The sequence below is a fragment of the Demequina sp. NBRC 110056 genome (genome assembly GCF_002090155.1).
Taxonomy (GTDB): Bacteria; Actinomycetota; Actinomycetes; order Actinomycetales; family Demequinaceae; genus Demequina.
The window spans coordinates 578076-598976 of the sequence record NZ_BBRM01000002.1; the positions used below are offsets into that span (position 1 = coordinate 578076).

Below are 20901 nucleotides of genomic sequence, written 5' to 3' on the forward strand. Positions count from 1 at the left end.
GGAGGGAGTGGGTTCAGTCTACTGCCGGGGCGGAGCCGTCGAGCGCCTCGAGCAGGCTGTCGACGCGCTCGTCGGTGGCCCGGAACGGGTCCTTCAGGAGGATGGTCCGCTTGGCGCCGCCGGCCAGCTTGAGGTGCACCCAGTCCACGGTGAAGTCCTGGCCCGACGCGAGGGCCGCGGTGACGAAGCGGCCCCGCAGCGCGGCCCTGGTCGTGGCCGGCGGCTCCGTGCGCGCGGCCTCGATCTGCGCATCCGACACCACCGTGGCAGCCAGCCCGTCGCGCACGAGCCGGTGGAACAGCCCCCGGGTCGGCGAGATGTCGTGGTAGGCGAGCTCCAGGCGCGCGAGCCGGGGGTCGTCGAGGCGGCAGTCGAGCCGGTCGCGATAGCGCTCGATGAGCCGATGCTTGATCGCCCAATCCACCTCGGTGTCGACCAGCGTCGGGTCCTGCGTGCGCACGGCGTCGATGCCGCGCTGCCACAGGTCGAGGATGCGCTCGACCTCGTCGGTGCGCTCGATCAGGTCACCCACGTGCGAGCGCACGACGTCGAGGTACGTCTGCTGGACCTGGACGGCGGTGAGCTCGCGTCCGTCGGCGAGCTCGACGGTCGCCGCGCCCGTGAGGTCGTGGGCGACGTCGCGGATCGCCTGCATCTCCTTGGCGAGCGTGAGGTCGGGCAGCGGGATGCGCGCCTCCATGAGCCGCAGCAGGAGGTCCGTCGCGCCCACCTTGAGCAGCGTCGTGGTCTCCGACATCGACGAGTCGCCGACGATGACGTGCATGCGGCGGTAAAGCTCGGCGTTCGCGTGAGGCTCGTCGCGGGTGTTGATCATGGGCCGCGAGCGCGTGGTCGCGGAGCTCATGCCCTCCCACATGTGGTCGGCGCGCGACGAGAAGCTGAAGTGCGCACCCGCGGGAGTGCGCGTGATGGTCCCGGCGCCGGTGACGATCTGGCGGGTGACGAGGAACGGCAGCAGCGCCGAGGCGAACGCGCGGAAGTCGGCGCGCCGGCGCACCAGGTAGTTCTCGTGGCACCCGTAGCTGTTGCCCGCCGAGTCGACGTTGTTCTTGTACAGGTGGATCGAGCCCTCGACCCCCGCGTCGGCGAGCCGTCGCTCGCCCTCGGCGACGAGGTCGTGGACGATGCGCTCCCCCGCCTTGTCCGACGCGATGAGGTCGGTGAGGCTGTCGCACTCCGCCGTCGCGTACTCGGGGTGCGCGCCCACGTCGATGTACAGCCGCGACGCGTTCGGCAGGAACACGTTCGACGACCGGCCCCACTGCACCACCGAGTGGAAGAGGTGCCCGGCGACCTCCTCGGGCGTCACGGCGCGCGCGTTGGGCGCGTCCAGGTGCAGGCCGAACTCGGTCTCGAGCCCAAAGATCCGTCGCTCGGACGGGACCTCGAGCGGCGGCGGGACGTCGGCGGAGATCCCGCCAGGCAGCACGGACGCGGCTACTGCCCGCCCTTCTGGACGAAGGAGCGCACGAACTGCTCGGCGTTGACCTGCAGCGAGTCGTCGATCTCGTCGAGGAGGCTGTCGAGCGCGTCGGTGCTCTCCGCCTTCGCGCCGCCCGGCGTGGGCTCGGGCGCGGGCGCGTCGTCCTCGTACGGCTGGCCGGAGGCGTGGGTCTGAGGCATGCCTCGAGTCTAGCCCCGCGGCCCGGGGCCACACCCCTGCGGGCTGGCGCCCCGCTCTCGACTCCCGACAGTTCCGAACATCGCGGCACGCGACACCCCGCATGCGCGGCCGTCCGGCCTCCTGGCGCCGGCGTGTCGGCACGAGGATGTTCGGAACTGTCGGGACGCCCGGGGTTCGGAACTGTCGGGGCGAGCGTCGGTGACACGCGGGTTCGCGCCTCTCGCTGGGAGCAGCGCCGATGCGCGGGCCGGGTCTCGCCTGTCAGCCCAGCTCGTCGAGAATGGGGTGGGAGGTCTGCAGGGGGTCGTCGAGGTGGAGCACCTCGAGCCGGCCGTGGCGGGTCTCGCGGTCGAGCACCACAGTGGACCATCCCGCCGCGTCGACGAGCTCCGGGTGGCGGGCCACGAAGGCACCGCGGATGGCGGCGCGGGTCGACTGCGGCGCCGTCGAGACCGCGGTCGCGACCTCCTCGTCGGTCGCGAGGCGCGTCACCGCGCCGGCGGCGGCGAGGCGTGACGCCCACCCGTCGCCCAGGCGACTCCACTGCAGGTCCAGGGCGGCCAGGCGCGGGTCGTCCCACGGCAGGGGCACGGCGGACCCGTCCTCGCCGGTCACGGAGTTCTTGTCGCGAAGACGCCCGAGCAGCTGGAGCTTGGCGACCCACTCGACGTCCTTGGCCGCGGCGAAGATGTCGCGCCCGAGCGCGTCGAGCACCTGCTCCCAGCGAGCGAGCACCTGAAGGTCGTCAGCGGACTGCGCGTAGTCGCGCGAGATCTCGAGCAGCGCACGCTGCACTTCGAGCGCGGTCGCCTTCTCCCCCGACGCGAGCGCGAGCTCGGTGCGCTGGTCGAGGTCGTAGGACACGCGGGTGACGTCGCCGACGGGATCCGCGAGCACGAGCGCCTCGAGCCTCTCGTCGTCGGCCTCGATCGCACCGAGCACGAGCGCCGTGGTGCCGATCTTGAGGTAGGTGGGGACGTCGAGGCAGTTCGCGTCCCCGATGATGACGTGGAGGCGCCGCCAGTGCTTGCGGTCGGCGTGGGGCTCGTCGCGCGTGTTGACGATGGGCCGGCGCAGCGTGGTCTCGAGGCCGATCTCGGTCTCCATGTAGTCCGCGCGCTGCGAGATCTGGAAGCCGGGGCGCTCCCCGCGCTGGCCGAGGCCCACCCGTCCGGCTCCGACGACCACCTGACGCGTCACGAGATGCGCGGTGATGAGTCGCGCCAGCGCGTCGAAGTCGACGTCGCGGCGCACGAGGAAGTTCTCGTGGGTCCCGTAGCTCGCGCCCTTGCCGTCGACGTTGTTCTTGTAGAGCTCGACGCGGGAGTCCTCCTCGACCGCGTAGCGCTGAGCGGCCGCGAGCGCGATGGCGTCGCCGGCTCGGTCCCAGATCACGGCCTCGCGGGCGCTCGCCACCTCGGGACCCGAGTACTCGGGGTGGGCGTGGTCGACGTAGAAGCGCGACCCGTTCGCGAGCACCGCGTTGAGGTGCGCGGGGTCCTCCCACGAGCCCCGGCGGCGGCGCAGCGAGATGCGTCCGTGCGCCGGGTCCCACTCGTGGACGTCCGTGAGCATGTCCGCGCCGGCGGTCGCCCGGTCGCGCCGCATCCCCCGCTGATCCTGCAAGGGATCCTCGCCGCCGTAGTCCCACGGCGCCGTCTTGCCGTCGGCCCACAGGCGGCACGCGCTCACCAGGCGCGAGGACAGCAGGATCGGGTTGGCCTGCGGCGCCTCGGGGTCGACGATCCCGTACTCGGTCTCGATGCCGGCGACGCGCACGCTCAGCCCTCGCGCAGCGAGCTCGACGCGACCGCTCGCGCCTCCGCCAGCTCCTGGTCGCACGCCGCGTCGACGTGCGCGGCGCTGAGGCCGCGCTCGCCACCGGCGATGAGCGCCTTGATCGCGCGGGTCTTGGCACGGTCGACCGCGTTGCGGATGAGCGCGCCCGACATGAGGGACTTGTTGGACGGGTCCGCGTAGAGGCGGTCCACGCCGCGCTCGGCGAGGTCGCGGGCCGCCTTGTCGCGGTCACCCCCGGCAGCCGTCACAGCCGAGTCGGCGATGGGCAGGTCCGCGGTGAGGTACTTGGAGAAGATGTCGCGCGCGCTCGGCGCGTCCGGCCGGGAGATCTCGATCTTCACGTCGAGACGACCGGGCCGCAGGATGGCGGGGTCGAGCATGTCCTCGCGGTTCGAGGCGCCGATGACGATCACGTTCCCCAGCTGCTCGACGCCGTCGAGCTCCGTCAGCAGCTGCGGCACGATCGTGGTCTCCATGTCGGAGCTCACGCCCGAGCCGCGAGAGCGGAACAGCGCCTCCATCTCGTCGAAGAACACGACGACGGGCGACCCCGCGCTCGCCTTCGCGCGGGCGCGCTCGAAGATCGTGCGGATGTAGCGCTCGGTCTCGCCCACATACTTGTTGAGCAGCTCCGGTCCCTTCACGGACAGGAAGTACGAGCGGTCGGCCCCCACCGCATCGGCGAGGCTGTGCGCGACGGCCTTCGCGATGAGGGTCTTGCCGCAGCCCGGAGGGCCGTACAGCAGCAGCCCGCGCGGCGGCGTGAGCGCATGCTCGCGGTACAGGTCGGGGTGACGCAGAGGCAGCTCGATGGCGTCGCGGATGCGCTCGATCTGCGGGGCGAGCCCGCCGATGCGGTCGTAGTCGACGTCGGGCACCTCCTCGAGGAGCAGAGCCTCGACGCCGGTGCGCTCGATGCGCTCGGTCGCGAACCCGGTGCGCGGGTCGATGATGACGGTGTCGCCCTCGGACAGCCGCGAGCGCGCGTCTCCGCCGGTGAGGATGACCACCCGCTCGTCCTCGCCGCGGGCCACCACGAGCAGGCGCTCGTCGTCGATCACCTCGCGCACGATCGCCCCCTGGCCGGCGCGCTCGGGCTGCGCGATCCCGACGACGACGCTCATGGGGTTGAGCAGCACCTCGGCACCGGGAACGAGGTCGCCCTCGATGTTCGGAAGCATCGCGACGCGCATGCGTCGCCCGTTGCTCACCACGTCGGCGTGGGCGCCCACCTTCTGGACGAAGGTCGCGAAGGTCTGCGGCGGCTCCTGTGCCTGCGCGAGCTTGTCGCGCATCTCGCCCAGCGACGTCCGGGCCGTCTCGAGCAGCCGCTGCAGCTCCGCGTTGCGCGCCTGCAGCGCGGCGACCTTGTCCTGGCCGTCGGCGACCATCAGCTCTCCTCCTGCTCGTGTCCGTCCTGCTCGTGGCCTTGTTGCTCCACCTCGCGGGTGTGCTGCGCGTCGCGGCGCACGCGACGGATCTTCTTGTCGCTCACCGCCCGCTCCCCCAGGTCCTCCGGCGACCACTCGCCGTCCGTGGGGTACGCGCCCTTCGCCGGACGACGCTTGCGCAGCGGCGCCTCGACTCCCGGGGCGAGCCTGCGCGTGGTGAGGAGGAAGCCGGTGTGGCCGATCATCCGGTGGTCGGGCCGCACGGACAGTCCCTCGAGGTGCCAGGTGCGCACCATCGACTCCCACGCCTGGGGCTCCGTGAAGCCGCCGTGGTCGCGCAGGTCCTCGGCGAGCCGGGACAGCTGCGTCGTCGTGGCGACGTAGGCGAGGAAGACGCCGCCCGGGGCGAGCGCATCGGCCGCCGCGTCGAGGTTCTCCCACGGCGCGAGCATGTCGAGCACGATGCGGTCCACGGTGCCGGGCTCCGCGACGTCGCCCACGCGGTCCGCGAAGTCGCCGAGCTCGAGCCGCCACGCGGGGTGCGGTCCGTCGAAGTGGCTCTCGACGTTGGCGCGTGCGATGTCCGCGAAGTCCTCGCGACGCTCGATCGAGATCAGCTCGCCGCCGTCGCCGACGGCGCGCAGCAGCGACATCGTCAGCGCGCCGGAGCCGACCCCGGCCTCGACCACGCGGGCGCCCGGATAGATGTCCGCCATCTGGATGATCTGCCCCGAGTCCTTGGGGTAGATCACCGCGGCGCCGCGCGGCATCGACATGACGAAGTCGCTCAGCAGGGGCCGCAGCACCAGGTACTCGTAGCCGGCGGTGTTGGTGACGACGGTGCCCTCGGGCTGGCCGATGATCTCGTCGTGGGTGAACTGCCCGCGGTGCGTGTGGAAGGTCTTGCCGGCCTCGAGGACGATGGTGTGGTGGCGGCCCTTGGCGTCGGTGAGCTGGATGCGGTCGCCCGCGCGCAGGGGGCCGCGGCGCGCGGCGGCGCCGGTCGGCGTGGAGGGGACGGTCATGCGTTCCAGTCTAGGGGCGCTGGAAGGGGCCTCTCGAGCGTGCGGTGGCCCCTCGCGGGCCCGTCAGCGCAGCGCCTCCATGACGTCCGAGAGTCGCGCGACGCCCACGGGACGGCCGCTGTCGACCACCACCCAGCCGTCGGTCTTGCCCCACCACTCACGCAGCCGCATCACGAGCTCCTCGCCGCCGAGCGTGGGTGGCACCTCGCTGCCGCGAGGCACCGGCATGAGCACCGAGGTCAGCGCGGTGGCGTCCCGCGACTCGGCGGGGACCGCCTCGCCGATCGCGACCGGGAAGTGTCCGGCGACGGCTCCGTCGGCTCCCGTGACGACCACCTCGCGCGCGCCTGCGGCGACGGCGGCCGCGAGCGCCTGGTCGACGCTCGCGGTGTACGGCACGGCGATCGCCGGCACCATCACCGAGCCCGCGCTCACCACCTCGCGCTTGCTGAGGTGCTGCGCGGCGCGCAGCGCCTGGGACGCCGCGGGCCACAGGATCACCGCGATGAGGCCCGCCCAGAGCACGTCGAAGACCGTGGGCGTGCGTCCGGCTGCGAGGGGCGCGCCGAGCGCGTACAGCACGACGCCCACGGCGATCACGCGCCCGCCCCACGCCGCGACGATGACCCCACGCCAGCGATCCTTGGTGACCGCCCAGACGACCGACTCGAGCACGCGGCCGCCGTCCATGGGGATGCCCGGCAGCGCGTTGAAGATCGCGAGGATGAGGTTGGCCACCGCGAGGTACTGGACGATGAGGTAGCCGGTGATGTCCCCCTCGACGAGGTCGACCAGGGTGATGTCGAACGCGCCCGTCGCGAGCAGCGCGTAGGCGAGCCCGGAGATGACGAGGTTGGTGAGCGGCCCCGCGGCGGCGGTGAGCCCGTTGTCGCGCGGCGTGAGGCCGCGCGCGTCGAAGCTCGTGTGCCCTCCCCACAGCGTGATGACGACCTCGTGCACCTCGCGACCCAGCGCCTTCGCCGTGGCGGCGTGGCTGAGCTCGTGCAGGAACACGGAGACGAACAGCAGCACGGCGAGGATGAGGCCGATGGTGAAGCCGCGGCGCGTGAGATCCGCGCCGCCTCCGGTGCTGAACAGGAACGCCAGCAGCACGAGCATCACGAGGGTCGACGGCTGGACGATGATGCGGCCGCCGAACGCGCGGCCGAGCTGGAACCCGCGCGTGCGCTGGGGGGACTCGGTCATGGCACCACGGTAGTTGGTGGCGACCCGCCGCCTCCTCGGCCATACGGCCGATGCGCGGGCTGGGCGGTCGATGTCGGTGGCCCGTCCTAGGGTGGCCTCATGAGCAGAGCCCCCGCGCTGTCCCCGTCGCGCGCCGGCGACTTCCGCCAGTGCCCGCTGCTGTTCCGGCTGCGCACCATCGACCGCCTTCCGGAGCCGCCGTCGCTCGTGCCCAACCTCGGCACGCTGGTCCACGCCGTGCTCGAGCACCTGTACGACCGGCCGCCGGCCGAGCGCACCGCGGCCACGGCCCACGCGATGCTCGAGCCCGCGTGGGAGGCGATGGTCGCCAAGGATCCCGAGCTCGCGGATCTCGTGGCGGACCCTGCCGAGCGGGAGAGCTTCTTCTCCGATGCGCGCGGGCGTCTCGACACCTACTTCACGATGGAGAACCCCCAGCGCCTCGAGCCGACCGGACGCGAGGAGTTCGTCGAGTACCAGCTCGACGACGGTCCGCGCCTGCGAGGCGTCATCGACCGCGTGGAGGTCGCGCCCGACGGCTCGATCCGCATCACCGACTACAAGACCGGCAAGACCCCGCATCCGCGCTACGGCCAGCAGGCGAAGTTCCAGATGCGCTTCTACGCGCTTCTCGTCGAGCGCCTGCGCGGGCGCCGTCCCGCGCTGCTGCAGCTGCTGTACCTCCGCGACGGCGGCACGGTGGTCCTGCACCCCACGGATCAGGACATGGACCTCATCGAGCACGAGATCCGCGAGCTGTGGGCCGACATCACGGCCGCGGCGCGCAACCTCAGCTTCCGTCCCCAGCCGTCGAAGCTGTGCGACTGGTGCAGCTTCCAGGCACAGTGCCCCCAGTTCGGCGGCACTCCCCCGGCGCTCGATCCCGCCGCCGTCGAGCGAGCCCTTGGGATCTCGGTCGCGTAGCCGCGCCTAGGTCGACGCGCCCAGCTCGTCGATGCGGCGCCCGCCGGCGATCTCGCGCAGCAGCGGCACCGTCATGTGCTCGAGGGAGCGCACGCGGGACAGGCCCGGACGTCCCTCGATGGGAGTGAGGCGTCGCACGCCGATGGTGTGCGCCCCCGACGAGTACGCCGACGCGACGCCGGCCGGCGAGTCCTCGAGAGCGACGCAGTCAGCGATGTCGACGCCGAGCTCGGCGGCGGCGGTGAGGAAGGCCTCGGGATCGGGCTTGCCCTTCGACACCCGATCCCCCGTGACGACCACGGCGAAGGCGTCCGGAGCGTGGGCGACCAGCGCGTTCGCGAGACGCGTGTAGGACATCGTCACCAGCGCGCACGGGATGCCGGCGGCGACCACCTGCTCGAGCAGTGCACGCGCATCGGCCTGCCACGGCACGTGCTCGCGCACCTGAGCGGTCACCCGGCCGAGGAGGTGTTCGACGATCTGGTCGATCTCGAGGTCGACGCCGCGGTCCTGCAGGACCTTGCCCGACACGGTGAGCGGATTGCCGACGAGCGACAGCCCGTCGTCGTGGGTCCAGGGCACCCCGAACTGGTGGGCGAGCTCCGTCTCCGCCGTGATCCAGTAGGGCTCCGAGTCGATCAAAGTGCCGTCCATGTCCCACAGCACGGCAGCGGGAAGAGGGTGCTGGGAAGTCACGGGTCATGAGTCTAGGCTGGGCGAATGAGCACGGACGAGCGCGACACCGCCATCGGGGCGGACGAGACCGTGATGATCGCCGCCTTCGAGGGCTGGAACGATGCCGGCGGCGCGGCGTCGTCCGCGCTGGACCACATCGCGGAGGTGTGGGGCTCGCGCCAGCACCTCGCGATCGACCCGGAGGACTACCACGACTTCCAGGTCAGCCGCCCGTCGCTGACCCGCCTGCCGTCCGGCGACCGGGTCATCTCCTGGCCCGGCACCGTGGTGTCGACCACGCCGGGCCCGTGGCACGGCGACCGCACGCTGTCGCTCGTGCGCGGCATCGAGCCGTCGATGCGCTGGCGCTCCTTCAGCGCAGAGGTGCTCGACGCAGCGGAGGACCTCGGCGTCACGACTCTCGTCACCTGCGGCGCGCTGCTGCTCGACGTGCCGCACACGCGGCCCCTGCCGACCTTCGTCACCAGCGAGGACGTCGACGCCCGCGACCGCTACGGCCTCGAGCCGTCGGACTACGAGGGGCCCACGGGCATCGTGGGCGTGCTGGGCCACGAGGCGCAGCTGCGCGGCATCACGGTGCTCAGCGTGTGGGTGGGCGTGCCGCACTACATCGCTCACCCGCCGAGCCCCAAGGCGACGGCGACGATGCTCGGCCAGCTCGAGCGCCTGCTCGGCGTGCCGATCGACCTGGGCGAGCTGCCCGACGAGGCCGAGGCCTGGCAGCGCGGCGCCGACGAGCTCGCCGAGGAGGACGAGGAGATCGCCGCGCACGTGCAGCAGCTCGAGTCCGTCATGGACGAGACGAGCCTGCCCGAGGCGTCCGGCGACGCCATCGCCGCCGAGTTCGAGCAGTTCCTGCGCCGGCGCGGCGACGGCGGACCCAAGCGCCCCGAGTAGTCACGCGGCCCTGAGCGTCAGCGCGCCGCCCTGGCACACGCATCGTCCCTCCGTGCACACCCGCTGACACGGGCGCGCGGTCCCAGCACCCGCATCGTCGCTCCAGTCGGCGCCGCGCACTCCGCACCCCGCCCCCGCTGACAGTGCGAACCACTTCTCCGGGCGACACGCCGTCCGCAGAGCCGATGCGGTGCGCTGCTCGGCGTGTCGCGCCAGTTTCTGGTTCGTACTGTCAGAGGGGGCGGTGTGTGGCTCGCGTCAGGTCGTCAGCCGAGGGCCGTGAGCACGCCCGCGCCGAGCAGCACGAAGATCAGCGCCGACAGGCCGATGCGGTACCAGACAAACGGCCAGTACGAGTGCTTGGTGATGAGCTTGAGGAACCACACGATCACGACGTAGCCGACCGCGAACGCGACGATCGCCGCAATCACCGTGTTCGCGATGCCGGGCCCGCCGGGGGCCGTGAGCTCCTCGGAGTTGGTGACGAGCTCGAACAGGCCCGAGCCGAGGACCGCGGGGATGGCGAGCAGGAACGAGTACCGCGCGGCCGCCTCGCGCGTGAGCCCCAGGAACAGCGCCATGGAGATGGTGCCTCCCGAGCGCGACACGCCTGGGATGAGCGCCATCGCCTGCGCGAGGCCGAGCAGCCACGCGTCCTTGGCGGTGAGCTCCGTGAGCTCGCGCTCCTTGCGTCCGAAGCGGTCGGCGAAGCCGAGCACGAGCGCGAAGATCGCGAGCACGGCGGCCGTGAGGTAGAGGTTGCGCAGGTGGTGCTCGATGAAGTCCTGGAACAGCAGGCCCAGCACCACGATGGGGATCGAGCCGAGGATCACCCACCAGCCGAGGCGTGCATCGGGGCTGCCCTTGCCCAGTCGGGACGCTCGATCGGTGCCGTTGCGGCCGCCGAGCGCGGCGAACCACGCGGAGATGATGCGGGCGATGTCCTTGCGGAAGTACAGCAGCACCGCGGCCTCGGTGCCGATCTGGATGATGGCGGTGAACGCCGCGCCCGGGTCACCGCCGCTGGGCAGCAGCGGGCCGATGACGCGGATGTGCGCGCTCGAGGAGATCGGCAGGAACTCCGTGAGCCCCTGAACGAGGCCGAGGATGACCGCTTCCCACCAGTTCATGACCGCAAGGCTAGCGCCCGCGCGTCGCGCCGATGCGCGGGCCCCGCGTGCCGGTAGCGTCGCGTCCATGCAGCGCAGGCGGGTGGGTACGAGCGGACTGACGGTCTCCGCCCTCGCGCTGGGCACCATGACCTGGAGCCGCGACACGAACGCCGACGAGGCAGGCGCGCAGCTCGACGCCTTCCTCGACGCTGGCGGCACGCTGCTCGACACCGCGGCGTCGTACGCGGACGGCGGCTCGGAGTCGCTCATCGGCACGATGCTGGGCGGCACGATCGCGCGCTCCGACGTGCAGATCTGCACCAAGGCGGGCATCCGTCGCACCGAGGCCGGCGGCATCATCGACGCCTCGCGCGACACCCTCCTCGACACGCTGGACGCGTCACTGGCACGCATGGGCACCGACCACGTCGACCTGTGGCTCGTCCACGCCTTCGACCCGGTGGCGCCCGTCGACGAGACGCTTCACGCGCTCGAGATCGCCGTGAACTCGGGACGTGCGCGCTACGTCGGCGTGTCCAACCACCCGGGCTGGGCCACGGCACGCATCGCGACCCTCGCGGGGCGCCCATCCCTGTCAGCGGTGCAGGCCGAGTACTCGCTGGTCCAGCGCGGCATCGAGCGCGAGGTCGTGCCCGCGAGCGACGCGCTCGGCCTCGGCGTGCTCGCGTGGTCTCCCTTGGGACGCGGTGTGCTCACCGGCAAGTACCGCGACGCGATCCCCGCGGACTCCAGGGCCGCGTCCGAACACCTCGCGGGCTTCGTCGCCCCCTACCTGGACGACCGTGCCGCCTCGATCGTCGACGCCGTCGTCACCGCCGCCCAAGGGCTCGAACGCCACCCGCTCGAGGTGGCGCTTGCCTGGACGCTCGGGCGCCCGGGCATCGCGTCCGCCGTGGTCGGCGCTCGCACCGCCGCGCAGCTGACTCCATCGCTCGCCGCGCTCGACCTCGAGCTGCCCGCGGCCATCGCGGACGCCCTCGACGAGATCTCAGCCGCGCCCATCGGCTACCCGGAGCGGAGGTAACGGCCATGACGACGCCGGAGCTCGCCTATCGCAGGTCGAAGTCCTCCAGGTCGTCGTCCATGTCGTCCTCGTCCTCTGCGGCGTGGGCGTCGAGGGAGTCATCCTCGTTGTCTTCGTCGTCGTCCGCGCCGACGTCATCATCGTCTTCGTCGTCCTCGTCGTCCTCGAACTCGTCGTCGACGACGATCGGCAGCGTCTCCGCGAACTCCGTGTCGAGGGCGTCCTCGTACTGCTCGAACGCGGAGGCGACCGCCTCGTACGCATCGTCGACAGCGGCGTCGGCTGGACCGCGGCGCGTGGTCACGGCCTCGAGGTGCTCCTCGAGCGTGGCGACCAGGCGTCTCAGCGCCTCGCGCGCGTCGGTGCTCATGGTTATGAAGGTACCTGGGGATGCAGTTGAATGGGAGGGGTCATGAGAGAAATCGGCACGCACGCATCGCACGTCGTCTCGCCATCGCGCGGGAGGGCGACCGCGCCCAGCCGCTTCGAGTGGCGCGTGGTCGACATCCCGCGGGACGTGACCCGCGCGGAGGCCCTCGCCGTGGTGCGCGAGCAGGTCGAGTACGGCCGCTGGGAGCTCAAGCGCTCCCAGATCCTCGTCGGCGGCGCCCGCCGGGTGTGGCTGCGCAGGCGCGTGATGCGCGTGCTGCGCACCGACGCCGCGTGACGGCGCGACCCGCCTGAGCGCCGGCTCGGACGCTGCTCCGATCAGCAGTCGGTGAGGAACCGCTCGAGCACCCGCACGCCAAAGTGCAGGCTGTCCACCGGGATCCGCTCGTCGATCCCGTGGAAGAGCGCCGGGAAGTCGAGGTCGGGCGGCAGCTGCAGCGGCGCGAAGCCGTAGCCCGTGATGCCGATCGCCGCGAGGTGCTTGTTGTCGGTGCCGCCCATCAGCGAGTACGGCAGCACCGGAGCGCCGGGGTCCTCGGCGCCGAGCGCAGCGATCATCTTGTCGACGAGCGGCGTCTCGAAGGGCACCTCGAGGCTCTGCTCGGTGATGTACGGCTCGACCTTGACGTGCGTCCCGGCGAGCTCCTCGATGGTGCGCAGCACGTCCGCCTGCTGGCCGTGGAGGAAGCGCGTGTCGACGTACCCGACCGCCGTGTCGGGCACGACGTTGGTCTTGTAGCCCGCGTCGAGCATCGTCGGGTTCGACGTGTTGCGTACCGACGCCTCGATCATGGGCGCCATCGCGCCCAGGCCTGACACGAGGCGGTCGATGCATTCGGGGGTGGCCTCGTACTCGATGCCCTCGAGCTCCGCGACGCCCCGCAGAAGGTGCTCCGCGGTGGGCGTGATGTCCAGCGGCCACGGGTGGGCGGCGATGCGGCTGAGCGCATCGGCGAGGTGCACCACGGCGTTGTCGCGGTGGACGAGCGACCCGTGACCCTGCGTGCCGTGCGCGATGAGGCGCAGCCACTGGATGCCCTTCTCCGCGGTCTGGATCAGGTAGGCGCGTCGACCGTTGATGGACGCGGAGAAGCCGCCCACCTCGCTGATGGCCTCGCTCGCGCCGCGGAAGTCCTCCGCGTGGTTCTCCACCATCCACTTGGCGCCGCGCGCTCCCCCGTGCTCCTCGTCGGCGAAGAACGCGAGCACGATGTCTCGCGGCGGCTTCACTCCCGCGCGGATCATCTGCGCCACGGTCGCGAGGATCATCGCGTCCATGTTCTTCATGTCGACGGCTCCGCGGCCGTAGATCATGCCGTCGATGATCTCCGCGGCGAACGGGTCGACCGACCAGTCCTCCTTGAATGCTGGAACGACGTCGAGGTGGCCGTGCACCACCAGGGCGTCGCGGTCGGGGTCGGACCCCTCCCACAGGCACGTCACCGAGGCGCGCCCGGGCTCGGACTCGCGGATCACGGGCTCGAGACCCAGGTCTGAGAGGAACCCGGCGACGTACTCGGCGGCCTCGCGCTCGCCCGGACCCGGCTCGTCGCCGTAGTTCGAGGTATCGATGCGGATGAGGTCCTGGCAGATCTGAACGACGTCGACGGGGGTGCTCATGGGATCAGGCTATCCGTCGCGCGGAGTGCGACGCGGACATGGCGACGCCCGCCGGTCCGAGGGGAGGGACGGGCGGGCGTCGGCGGCGCTGGCGCGCCGGTGTCAGGTGAAGATGCTCACACCTCCGGGCCCGATCAGCAGGCCCACGACGATCAGGACGATGCCCCAGAGGAGGTCCTTCTGGATGATGCGAACGATGCCGAGAATCACGAGGACGACGGCGATGATCCACAGGATGGTGCCGAGCATGGTCTTCTCCCTTGCAACTTCGTTGGTGGTGCTTCGGACACCCTTCTCAACCGTGCAAACGCCCAGCGCATTCCCGGTTCGTTACCGTTCCGTGATCTCCCCCGCCTCCCCTCGCTCCACGAAAGTGGGCCCACTTTCATCTTCCAAGGCCCGATCACGATGAAAGTGGGCGCACTTTCTCCGTGGCGGGAAGGGGACTGCAGAGGGCCGATGCGCTCGCTGGCCTCAGCGCGCCACGCGCGTCACGGAGGTCCCGGCTCGCAGCACCGTGGCGACCTCTCCCACGGCATCGACGCGGTCGAGCAGCGCGGCCAGATCGTGCCCCTGGGGACCATCGATGTCGACGACGTACGTGATCCCCGTCGAGTGGAGAGGCTCGCGGTCGTACCCGCCGCCCGCGCTCACCCTCACGCCCGCGATCGCGAGGCCGAGCGCCTGCGCCTCGCGGTGCACGTCGTTGAGGACGTTGCCGGCCACGGCGAGGTGGAGGAGGTGGCCGCCGGTGAACTCGGTGCTGATGGTGACGCCAGCCGCGGTCCAGCGATGCGCGATCTTCACCGGCGCATCGTCGTCGCGCAGGCTCCCGGAGGAGACCACCGCCGCGTACTCCATCGTCAGCTCCCTCGCCGAGGCTTCGGGCTCCTCTCCAGGCTACGCCGGGGAGCGCATCGGCGCCCGAGAAGTCGCTGGAGAACGAGAGAGGGCCGGGAGTCTGAGACTCCCGGCCCTGCTGGTGTCCGAGGGGGGACTTGAACCCCCACGCCCTAATACGGGCACTAGCACCTCAAGCTAGCGCGTCTGCCATTTCCGCCACCCGGACGAGTGGTCTGAAGCCCCTGGGAACGTGTCCCTGAGCGCCTCAGCGCGACGGCAATCGTAGCACGGGATTCGGGCCCCGATGAAACCGGTGCGGCTCCCCTGTCAGCGGAAGTCGCGGCTCTTCGCGGGCACCTTGAGGCTGAGCGGCGAGAGGTGCTCGGCGACCAGGTTGGTGGCCCCGTCGGCCCGCTCGATGCGGCCGCGGATGACGAGCGCCGCCGAGCGCCGCGCGACCGCCTGGAAGCGCCTCCAGACGCCCACGGAGCAGATGACGTTGAGGAAGCCCGTCTCGTCCTCGAGCGAGATGAACGTGACTCCCTTGGCGGTCCCGGGGCGCTGGCGGTGGGTCACGACCCCGGCGACCGTGACGCGGCGTTCGGCCTCGTGGCCGAGCACGCCAGCCACCGTGAGCACGCCCTGCGCGTCGAGCCCCTCGCGGACGAACACCGTCGGGTAGCTGTCAGCCGACACCCCGGACGCCCACACGTCCGCGACGGCCTCCTCGACGGCACTCATGCCGGGGAGCATGGGCGCCTCGACGCCGCTCACGACGTCGGGGAGGGTGTCCGGCCCCTCACGCGCGAGCGCGCCGGATGCCCACAGCCCCTCGCGGCGCGTCACGCCCAGCGACTCGAGGGCACCCGCGGTGGCGAGCGCCTCCCACTGCGCCACCGTGAGCCCCTTCTCCGGCGCGAGGCCCGACTCCCCCGCCACCCCAGCGGGGCGCACCCGCACGCGCCTGGCCATGTCCGTGAGCGAGACGAACGGCCCGTCGGCGCGCGCGTCCACGATCGCCTGCGCGGCGTCGGCGCCGAGCCCCCGGACCGCGGCGAGCCCCATCCTGACGGCGAGCCTGCGGTCCACGCGGGTGAGGACCGCCATGTCCTCCCGGGTCTCCGCGGGGGCGTCGAAGGGCTGAGCGAGGCGCTCGACGCGGGCGAGGACCTCGGAGCGCTCGACGCACGGGCGCAGCACCACCTGGCCGTGACGGCGCGCGTCCGCGGCGAGCGACTGGGGGCTGTAGAAGCCCATGGGCTGCGCGGCGAGCAGGCCCGCGTAGAAGGCCGCGGGCTTGTGGACCTTGAGCCAGCTCGAGGCGTAGACGAGGTAGGCGAAGGAGTACGAGTGGGACTCGGGGAAGCCGAAGTCGCTGAAGGCCTTGAGCTTGTCGAAGATCTGCTCCGCGACGCCTGAGGTGATGCCGCGCTCGTTGGCGCCCACCATGAAGCGCGCCCGCAGCGCCTCCATGCGCTCCGGGGAGCGCTTGGAGCCCATCGCCCGGCGCAGCTGGTCGGCGAGCGAGCCGTCGAAGCCCGCACAGTCCATCGCCATCTGCATCAGCTGCTCCTGGAACAGCGGCACGCCCAGCGTCTTGCCCAGGGACTTCTCGAGCAGCGGGTGCAGGTAGGTCACGGGCTCGCGGCCGCGGGCGCGGTTGATGTAGGGGTGGACGGAGCCGCCCTGGATGGGCCCGGGCCGGATGAGTGCGACCTCGATGACGATGTCGTAGAAACGGCGGGGCCGCAGGCGCGGCAGGGTCGCCATCTGCGCGCGCGACTCGACCTGGAACACCCCCACGGTGTCCGCGGCGCACAGCAGGTCGTAGACCTCGGGGTCCTCCTGCGGCAGGACGTGCAGCCCCAGCTCCTCCCCCTCGGTGTCGCGGATGAACCCGAAGGCGTACCTCAGCGCCGACAGCATCCCCAGCCCCAGCAGGTCGAACTTCACCAGCCCGGCGTCGGCGCAGTCGTCCTTGTCCCACTGCAGCACCGTGCGCCCGGGCATGCGCGCCCACTCCACGGGACACACGTCGATGACCGGGCGGTCGCACAGCACCATGCCTCCCGGGTGGATGCCGAGGTGGCGCGGGAGCCGCATGAACCGGTCCGCGAGGTCGAGCACCGGCTCGGGGATGTGCTCGAGATCCTGAGTGGGCGGCGGCTCGGGCCACATGGCGTCGCGCTGCTGCGCCGCCCACTCCTCCTGCTTCTCCTGCGGCACGCGCAGCGATCCCCACCGGTCGATGCTCTTGGACCAGGCGTCCTGCTGGCCCACGTCGTAGCCCAGCGCCTTGGCGGCGTCCCTCACCGCGGAGCGCGGCCGGTACTGGATGACGTTGGCGACCATCGCGGCGTTGATGCGCCCGAAGCGGGAGAAGACGTACTGGATGACCTCCTCGCGGCGGTCGGACTCGATGTCCACGTCGATGTCGGGCGGTCCGTCCCGCTCGGGCGCGAGGAAGCGCTCGAACAGCAGCCCGTGCGTGACGGCGTCGACGGCCGTGACCCCGAGCGCGAAGCACACCGCGGAGTTGGCCGCAGAGCCGCGCCCCTGGCACAGGATGTCCTGGTCGCGGCAGAAGCTCACGATGTCGTGGACGATGAGGAAGTACCCCGGGAAGTCGAGCGCCTCGATGACGTTGAGCTCGTGCTCGATCTGCTGCCACGCCCCGGGCACCCGCTCGTCGTGCGGCGGCCCGTACCGCGCGTACGCGCCGCGCTTGACGAGCTCGCGCAGCCACGAGGCCTCGGTGTGCCCGTCGGGCACGGGATACGGAGGAAGGTTCGGGGCGACCAGCTGGAGGTCGAACGCGCACTCGGCGGCCAGTCGCGCCGTGGCGGCGACGGCCTGGGGATGGCGGCGATGCCGATGCGCCATCTCGGCCGGCGAGCGCAGGTGGCTGCCCGCGGTTCCTGGCAGCCAGCCGTCCATGTCGTCGAGCGAGGAGCGGGCGCGAACCGCAGCGAGCGCTCCCGCGAGGTCGGCGTCGCGCGGCCTCGCGTAGTGGGCGCCGGTGGTCGCGACCAGCGGCAGCGAGGCGTCGAAGGCGAGGTCGGCCAGGGCGTCGTTGCGCTCGGAGTCGAAGGGGTCGCCGGTGTCGGTGATCTCGACCGCGACGCTGTCGCGCCCGAACAGCCCCACGAGCCGGTCGAGCTCGCGGCGCGCGGCGCTGTAGCCCATCGCCGTGACGGCCCCCGACAGCGCCCGCGCGCCGGGCACGCCGACGCCCGCGAGCGCGCGCCGCACGGATCCCTTGCGGCACCCCGTCAGCACCTGGAAGCGCCCCTCGCCTGCGGCCGCCAGATCCTCGAGGGTGTACCGCGCGAGCCCCTTCTCCCCGGTCGCGAGGTGCGCCATGCCGATGGCGTGGGACAGCCGCGCGTAGCCCTCCGCGCCTCGGGCGAGCACCAGCAGGTGGCTGCCGCGTGGGTCGGGCACGCCGGTGGGCGGGTCGAGGACCGGCGGCCCGCCGGGGCTCTCGGGGGCACCGAGGTGCAGCTCCGCGCCGAACACGGCGGGCAGGTCGATCGCGCGGGCGGCGTTCGCGAAGCGCACGGCGCCGTAGAGCCCGTCGTGGTCGGTGATGGCGAGGGCGGACAGCCCCAGGCGCCCCGCCTCGGCGGCCATCTCCTCGGGGTGGCTCGCGCCGTCGAGGAAGCTGAAGGCGCTGTGGGCGTGCAGCTCGGCGTAGACGGGACGCTCAGTCATAGACGGCCTCGAGGACCCAGCGCCCGCCCGTGAAGGAGGCCAGCAGCGCCGGACCCGGCGAGCCATCGGCCCGCCGCAGCGCGACCTGCAGGCAGGCGCGCCGCGAGGCGTCCTCCGACCACCACCGCTCGACCACCGGCCACGGCCCCGCCCACGCCTCGACGGGCTGCGGCAGGCCCCACGCGGGACCGTCGTCGCGCCGCCCCACGCCGCCCGAGGACGGGTGACGCCTGGCGGCGGCTGCCCGCTCGTCCTGAGGGTCGACCTGCATCCTGACCCAGGTGGGAGGCGCGCTCATGCCGAGGCGCCGGTCGATGAGCACCGGCGCGCCGCCGGCGTCGAGCACCTCCAGGGGCTCGGGCACGGCCAGCACCGTCGCGGGCGCGGGCTCGGGGATCTGTCCCGGCCACGGATGCTCGATGCGGCGCGCGGCGGGTGCCTCCTGACCCCACGGCAGCGCAAGCACCCGGTCCCGCGGGGAGCGGCCGCCCTGCTCGCGCACGGCGAGCACGGCATCGGCCCCCAGCAGGGACTGCACACGCTCGAGGGTGCGCTGGGCCCGCGAGTCCGCGCCGGAAACCCCGCCCCACAGGTACGCCTGCTCCGAGCCGAGCGCCACCACATCCTCCGCGGTCAGCTCGAGCGAGGTCAGCGGCGCCCGCTCGGGACCGGCGGCGGTTCCCGACAGCCACCCCTCGAGCTGCCAGCGCACCCGGTCCGTCATGTGCCGCGCGAAGGCCCCGGCCCTCGACCCGACGTCGGTGCGCCACACCCGCTCGAGCGTGTCGCCGCGCTCGGTGGTCGCGGCGATCCGCACCCGTCCACAGCGCACCCCGGCCTCGAGTAGCGCCTCATCCAGCAGACCCGCGACGTGGGCGGCCACGAGAGCGAGCTGCTCGACGCGCTCGGCGGGCTCCTCGAAGGCGTAGCCCACCGCGATGTCCTCCTCGGAGCGGCGCAGCACCGGCGGCCGCACGTCCTCCCCGCGTCCCACCCGATGCGCCCACATCCCCACCGGGCCGAAGCGCGCGAGCACGTCCCCGACGGGCAGCGCCGTGTACTCCGCGAGGGTGCGCAACCCGAGCCTGGTGAGCACGCTCACGAGGTCCTCGACCTGCTCGCGCTGGCGGCGCTCCATGGCGGCCAGCGGCAGCACGTCGACGGGCGCGTCGGCCAGGAAGGCGGCGGACTCGCCGGGAGGGACGAGCGCGGAGCCGCGCGCCGCCAGCACGGCGGCCAGCAGCCCGTCCGCCATCCCCACCGAGGACTCGCAGCCGGCGAGCTCCGCGACGGCCGTGACGAGCGCCTCCGCGAGCGCCTCCTCCGACCCGTGGAAGCGCGCGGCGCCGTCCGCGGGGATCATCAGCAGGCCCGGGCGGGACACCTCGACCCCCGACACGACGTCCTCGGCCGCGGCCGCGACGGCCTCGAAGGCTCGCGCGTCGCGGCCCTCGTCGTGCGCGAGGATCGCGATCTCGGGGCACGCGCGCTGGGCGAGCCGGCGGCGCATGCCGCGCCGCACCCCGGCCGCCCGTGCCGCGGCCGACACCGCGACCAGGCCGCGCCCGTGCAGGACGGCGGCGGGCGCATCGGCCCTCAGGGAGGCCTCTCCCATCGCGGCGACCACGGGCCAGTCGGGCACCCACAGGACCGCGCGACGCGTCGTGGCGACAGGTCCGGCAGCGACGGGCCCAGCGACGACGGGGCCAGTGACGACAGGGCCAGTGCCGGCCTTGCGGGCGGGGGCGGTCTCGCTCATGCGACCTCCTCGTCCACGTCGATGCGCGCGCCGGGCCGGCTCCAGCGCAGCCCGGGGTCGGCGTCGAGCAGGACGCGCACTCGCCGAGCCCCGCCCTGGCGCCGGCCGGTCACGGCGACGACGAGCTCGCGCTCGCGCAGCCGCCCGTCCCCCGCGCCGAGGCCCGTCCAGGCCGCGCGCTCGACGTCGAGCCGCACGTGCGCACCCGTCCAGTCGCCCGCGGCGATGATGACCCCGCCCCTCTCGCGAGCCCGAGAGCCCAGGCGCCTGCGGTCGGCGTCCGACAGCGCGAGACGCTCCCCCAGCAGCACCACGTCCATGCCGTCCACGCATGCCCCCACGGCAGCGGGCGCCTGCGCGCCCGGATGCGGGACGAGCGCGAGCCGCGACAGGTCGATGCCGCGCCTGGCCGCCGCCACGACCCCGACCGTGGGCATGCCGAGCGCCGCGACCCAGGAGCCCTCCGCGGACGCCCGAGCGGCGAGCGCGAGCATGAGCGAGGTCGCCCCCGACACCGCGATCACCTGGCCGCGCCGCAGGCCCTCGGGAAGCAGCCCCGCGACCTCCTGGGCGAGCGGCAGCGCGGGCCGCTCCCACTCCTCCCGGCCGGCGCCGACGCGCGTGCTCACCCCCGCGAGCGCCGCGCGGGCGCGGCTCAGCCGCTCCTCGCGCGAGGCGTCAGGGGTCGTCTCGGTGATCACAACTCTCCCGCAGCTCTCCAGGTCGGGCCCTCAGGGCCCTCGGTCTTCGCGGGGCGAACTCTCCGGCACGCCTCGCGTTCGAACATATGTTCGATTATGACCCCAGGGTCTAACATCCGGCAAGACGGGCGTG

General features: G+C 72.6%; 19 protein-coding genes and 1 tRNA gene. 4 read left to right on the forward strand and 16 right to left on the reverse strand.

Annotated features, from left to right (window positions below; all coding sequences use genetic code 11):
* Window positions 1–13 precede the first annotated feature (13 nt).
* The 6 genes from pafA to B7K25_RS02715 form a co-directional block, all read right to left on the reverse strand.
* The gene (pafA, locus tag B7K25_RS02690) at window positions 14–1450 is read right to left on the reverse strand and encodes a Pup--protein ligase (RefSeq protein ID WP_234988044.1); all 1437 of its coding nucleotides are present in this window, start codon (window positions 1448–1450) and stop codon (window positions 14–16) included.
* An 8-nt stretch (window positions 1451–1458) separates the two neighbouring features.
* On the reverse strand, window positions 1459–1644 hold the full coding sequence (locus B7K25_RS02695; protein WP_084103962.1) for a ubiquitin-like protein Pup: 186 nt from the start codon (window positions 1642–1644) through the stop codon (window positions 1459–1461).
* A 262-nt stretch (window positions 1645–1906) separates the two neighbouring features.
* Window positions 1907–3424, reverse strand: coding sequence for a depupylase/deamidase Dop (dop, locus tag B7K25_RS02700; protein ID WP_234988045.1), 1518 nt, complete (start codon window positions 3422–3424; stop codon window positions 1907–1909).
* A gap of 2 nt (window positions 3425–3426) precedes the next feature.
* Window positions 3427–4836: a proteasome ATPase gene (gene arc, locus B7K25_RS02705; protein WP_084103964.1), complete on the reverse strand. Its 1410-nt coding sequence runs from the start codon at window positions 4834–4836 to the stop codon at window positions 3427–3429.
* A complete protein-coding gene (locus B7K25_RS02710) occupies window positions 4836–5861 on the reverse strand; it encodes a tRNA (adenine-N1)-methyltransferase (RefSeq protein WP_084103966.1) in 1026 nt (341 codons plus the stop codon). The genes arc and B7K25_RS02710 overlap by 1 nt, the downstream gene beginning before the upstream one ends.
* 63 nt (window positions 5862–5924) lie before the next feature.
* Window positions 5925–7067 carry a M50 family metallopeptidase gene (locus B7K25_RS02715; RefSeq protein ID WP_084103968.1) on the reverse strand — a complete coding sequence of 381 codons (1143 nt, stop codon included), beginning with the start codon at window positions 7065–7067 and terminating at the stop codon, window positions 5925–5927.
* A gap of 99 nt (window positions 7068–7166) precedes the next feature.
* On the opposite strand from B7K25_RS02715, the gene B7K25_RS02720 reads away from it, so the two are divergent.
* Window positions 7167–7991: a PD-(D/E)XK nuclease family protein gene (locus B7K25_RS02720; RefSeq protein WP_200807825.1), complete on the forward strand. Its 825-nt coding sequence runs from the start codon at window positions 7167–7169 to the stop codon at window positions 7989–7991.
* 6 nt (window positions 7992–7997) lie between these two features.
* Here the strand turns inward: B7K25_RS02720 and B7K25_RS02725 are convergent, their stop codons facing one another.
* Window positions 7998–8687: an HAD family phosphatase gene (locus B7K25_RS02725; RefSeq protein ID WP_234988046.1), complete on the reverse strand. Its 690-nt coding sequence runs from the start codon at window positions 8685–8687 to the stop codon at window positions 7998–8000.
* A gap of 24 nt (window positions 8688–8711) precedes the next feature.
* Here B7K25_RS02725 and B7K25_RS02730 point away from each other — a divergent pair, with 24 nt between their 5' ends.
* Window positions 8712–9584, forward strand: coding sequence for a PAC2 family protein (locus B7K25_RS02730; protein ID WP_084103970.1), 873 nt, complete (start codon window positions 8712–8714; stop codon window positions 9582–9584).
* A 266-nt stretch (window positions 9585–9850) separates the two neighbouring features.
* Here B7K25_RS02730 and B7K25_RS02735 read toward each other — a convergent pair whose 3' ends face one another.
* Window positions 9851–10714, reverse strand: coding sequence for an undecaprenyl-diphosphate phosphatase (locus tag B7K25_RS02735; protein ID WP_084103972.1), 864 nt, complete (start codon window positions 10712–10714; stop codon window positions 9851–9853).
* Window positions 10715–10781: 67 nt separating this feature from the next.
* Between B7K25_RS02735 and B7K25_RS02740 the strand changes: the two genes are divergently transcribed.
* On the forward strand, window positions 10782–11741 hold the full coding sequence (locus B7K25_RS02740; RefSeq protein ID WP_084103974.1) for an aldo/keto reductase: 960 nt from the start codon (window positions 10782–10784) through the stop codon (window positions 11739–11741).
* Window positions 11742–11766: 25 nt separating this feature from the next.
* On the opposite strand, the gene B7K25_RS02745 is transcribed toward B7K25_RS02740, so the two are convergent.
* A complete protein-coding gene (locus B7K25_RS02745; RefSeq protein WP_084103976.1) occupies window positions 11767–12111 on the reverse strand; it encodes a hypothetical protein in 345 nt (114 codons plus the stop codon).
* A 42-nt stretch (window positions 12112–12153) separates the two neighbouring features.
* On the opposite strand from B7K25_RS02745, the gene B7K25_RS02750 reads away from it, so the two are divergent.
* On the forward strand, window positions 12154–12408 hold the full coding sequence (locus B7K25_RS02750; RefSeq protein WP_234988047.1) for a DUF5703 family protein: 255 nt from the start codon (window positions 12154–12156) through the stop codon (window positions 12406–12408).
* Window positions 12409–12449: 41 nt separating this feature from the next.
* On the opposite strand, the gene B7K25_RS02755 is transcribed toward B7K25_RS02750, so the two are convergent.
* The 7 genes from B7K25_RS02755 to B7K25_RS02780 form a co-directional block, all read right to left on the reverse strand.
* The gene (locus tag B7K25_RS02755) at window positions 12450–13751 is read right to left on the reverse strand and encodes a M20/M25/M40 family metallo-hydrolase (RefSeq protein ID WP_084103978.1); all 1302 of its coding nucleotides are present in this window, start codon (window positions 13749–13751) and stop codon (window positions 12450–12452) included.
* A gap of 102 nt (window positions 13752–13853) precedes the next feature.
* Window positions 13854–14000 carry a GPGG-motif small membrane protein gene (locus B7K25_RS13830; protein WP_200807826.1) on the reverse strand — a complete coding sequence of 49 codons (147 nt, stop codon included), beginning with the start codon at window positions 13998–14000 and terminating at the stop codon, window positions 13854–13856.
* Window positions 14001–14225: 225 nt separating this feature from the next.
* Entirely contained in the window at window positions 14226–14612 is a 387-nt protein-coding gene (locus B7K25_RS02760; RefSeq protein ID WP_084103980.1) for a hypothetical protein, read from the reverse strand.
* A gap of 119 nt (window positions 14613–14731) precedes the next feature.
* Window positions 14732–14820: transfer RNA gene (locus B7K25_RS02765), tRNA-Leu, on the reverse strand.
* Window positions 14821–14921: 101 nt separating this feature from the next.
* Window positions 14922–18308 (reverse strand): error-prone DNA polymerase, encoded by a 3387-nt coding sequence (locus B7K25_RS02770; RefSeq protein ID WP_084103982.1) that lies wholly within the window; start codon window positions 18306–18308, stop codon window positions 14922–14924.
* Complete coding sequence (locus tag B7K25_RS02775; protein ID WP_084103984.1) at window positions 18301–20067, reverse strand: hypothetical protein; 1767 nt, start codon at window positions 20065–20067, stop codon at window positions 18301–18303. The genes B7K25_RS02770 and B7K25_RS02775 overlap by 8 nt, the downstream gene beginning before the upstream one ends.
* On the reverse strand, window positions 20064–20768 hold the full coding sequence (locus tag B7K25_RS02780; RefSeq protein WP_084103986.1) for a hypothetical protein: 705 nt from the start codon (window positions 20766–20768) through the stop codon (window positions 20064–20066). Before B7K25_RS02780 ends, B7K25_RS02775 begins: the two co-directional genes overlap by 4 nt.
* Between the last annotated feature and the right edge of the window lie 133 nt (window positions 20769–20901).